This is a genomic window from Bradyrhizobium sp. NBAIM03 (assembly GCF_020194055.1).
Classification (GTDB): domain Bacteria; phylum Pseudomonadota; class Alphaproteobacteria; order Rhizobiales; family Xanthobacteraceae; genus Bradyrhizobium; species Bradyrhizobium yuanmingense.
Genome location: NZ_JADYVS010000195.1, coordinates 1 through 425, shown reverse-complemented (window position 1 = coordinate 425; position 425 = coordinate 1). Strand labels below are relative to the sequence as shown.

Below are 425 nucleotides of genomic sequence, written 5' to 3'. Positions count from 1 at the left end.
CCCTCTGCCGCCTCCAGCGCCACCTCACGCCAGCCGTGGCGGTCGGCGGCTCCCCCCACGCCTGCGGACACCACGGCGCCGACCGCCGCCGCACCGGCGATCGCCAGCGAGGTGTGGTGGGTCGGCAGGCAGGCCGCGACCACGGCGTCGAGGAAAGCCGCACGGGAGACGCCATCGTGCCCCCAGGGCACTGCGATGCCGACCGGGGCGATCCGCATCGCCGCGCCGTTCGTGGTCCCACCGCGGCCAGCCTCCGCGGGGTCGACACCCTGACGGATCAGCGCAATGGCGCGCGAGGTGGAGGGTCCGAGCAGGTCGAGAGAGCCCTGGTCGGCCATGCTCTGCTCCCAGTCCGCGAGCGCAGATGCCCACGCCCGCGGGTCGAGTCGCCCGGCGCCACGGACCAGCTCGCGCCCCAGCAGCAC

General features: G+C 75.8%; 1 protein-coding gene. It reads right to left on the bottom strand.

Annotation, left to right across the window (positions count from 1 at the left end):
• On the bottom strand, positions 1-425 hold a 425-nt coding region (locus I6F21_RS38055; RefSeq protein WP_225184423.1), incomplete at its 3' end, for an ADP-ribosylglycohydrolase family protein.